Origin of the sequence: Nostoc flagelliforme FACHB-838 (assembly GCF_014698065.1) — a bacterium.
GTDB lineage: Bacteria > Cyanobacteriota > Cyanobacteriia > Cyanobacteriales > Nostocaceae > Nostoc > Nostoc flagelliforme_B.
In genome coordinates this window covers 1-1,766 of record NZ_JACJSI010000696.1, presented here as the reverse complement: position 1 = coordinate 1,766, position 1,766 = coordinate 1, and the positions used below count along the sequence as shown (strand labels likewise).

The window sequence follows — 1,766 nt, the reverse complement described above, 5'->3', positions numbered from 1 at the left end:
GGTCAAGAGGTATCCGAAAGCGAGTTTCAAACGTTTGTTGATAGTGTGATTACCCCTCGTTTCCCAAATGGTCTAACAATTTTTGATGCCAGTGGGCAATTTCAAGACAGTACCGGAATCATTATTGAAGAACCCTCAAAGGTTATCAGCTTTATCTTTGAAGATACTCTGGATAACGAAACTTCTATTAACCAAATTATTGAAGCTTACCTTCAACAGTTTAGTCAAGAAAGTGTCTTGACAGTTGTTGATGAAGATATCCGTGTGCGTTTTGTCGAGTCTGAGCCTGTTCCAGAACCTTCTTCTGTTACTGGAGCGCTTCTGTTTAGCACTTTGATCGTCGCTTGCAGATTGAAAAAGAAAGGGCTTTGACGGTGCTAGTTCCGTTTGCATACGGATGAAAGTTGAAGGTGGGATAAAGCTAATTGAAGTAGATTCACAGTAGACATAGCACCATCGACAAACTAATCTAGGGATGAACTATCTTGCTGGCAAGGCACATCAGGTAATGCATTGCTGGGAGTGAAAGTGGAAACATTATAGCTATCAACAAATCGTCCTTTTCAGTAATTTCTCTGACGACACTCTAGATAATAATATTTGAGGCACGTTAATGGATAGCATACACGCTGAAATTCTCACTAAAATTCTTACTGATAACGGGTTCACTTCTGGCACTATTGCTGAAAAATTCATTCAGTGCCGAACACCGGGGCATGATGATTACTTACTTAGATTTAGTTGGGATAATAATTCCGAATTAGTTGGAATTGAATTATTAGACTGCTGGGCAGATTCTCTAATTTCATCTTGGAAAACTTCTTCGTCTATGATCCATTTAGTTTTGAGACAGGTACAATTCTTTGTTAAAGAGTATGAAACTATTTGCCGCTCATAAGTATAATTAATAATTAAAGCTTACGAAATTAGGTGCTTTGATTTGACCAAATCTTTACAAATGGGATGCAAAATGATTCTCTAGTTACACCCATGCAGTTAAGTAAGGGTATCGGTCAGCCCGATACCTTAACTACTACTGATATACGCATCAAAAATCTTATACTTATAATACTACTGAGTCAATCACACCACAAGCCAGCAATGCTAAAGGTGTAGTTGCCTAAATCATGCTCTTTACAACGGAATAATCTACTGTTGAATCTTTGGGTACTCACAATGAGAGTATCCTTCTCAAAGTCAAATCTATTACGCCCGCATTTGACTATGCCCGAACTGCTTGGTGGGTTCAAGAGCTACGACTATCTTCCTCCCGGCTGGAAGAACATTGAGGCGATCGCAGATGTGGCGAACGGAACTCCAGGACAAGTTTACAATCTTATCTCCCGCCAATGGCAACCCGAAGCAGTGAAGGACTACTGGGAACCAGGGGAGTTTTTGGTGGTGCGCTGTGGGAGGCGGGGGCTTTTATGTTTTCAGTGGGGAGTGGATGGCGGTGAGGGGGGAGACTCATATCTTGCACCTGATAAAAACAATCAGTATTAACCAAGAACAAGAAAATAAAAGTAACATCCCTAAATGGGGCTTCTACTTTGCATTTTAGTAAAATAAATTACATTTAGTATCAGGATATATACAAATGACATATACAAAGATGGGAATAATGTCATCTGCATAAAGATATTTTTATATAGGAATCATATTTGATTTCTGAAAAAGGCTATGAGATAATACGGAGGTGTATATCTGTCTAACAGCGAACAATGATAAACCAGCATTTACAAGCGGCGATCGCAGAACTACAAGAA

3 protein-coding genes are annotated in these 1,766 nt (G+C 39.4%); all 3 read left to right on the top strand.

Annotated elements, in window-relative coordinates; all coding sequences use genetic code 11:
- Window positions 1-372, top strand: a 372-nt coding sequence (locus tag H6G97_RS50840) for a DUF3574 domain-containing protein (RefSeq protein WP_190947747.1), incomplete at its 5' end; no start/stop codon positions are given.
- Window positions 373-613: 241 nt separating this feature from the next.
- A complete protein-coding gene (locus H6G97_RS50835) occupies window positions 614-898 on the top strand; it encodes a hypothetical protein (protein WP_190947746.1) in 285 nt (94 codons plus the stop codon).
- Window positions 899-1,224: 326 nt separating this feature from the next.
- Window positions 1,225-1,503, top strand: coding sequence for a hypothetical protein (locus tag H6G97_RS50830; RefSeq protein WP_190947745.1), 279 nt, complete (start codon window positions 1,225-1,227; stop codon window positions 1,501-1,503).
- Window positions 1,504-1,766 lie beyond the last annotated feature (263 nt).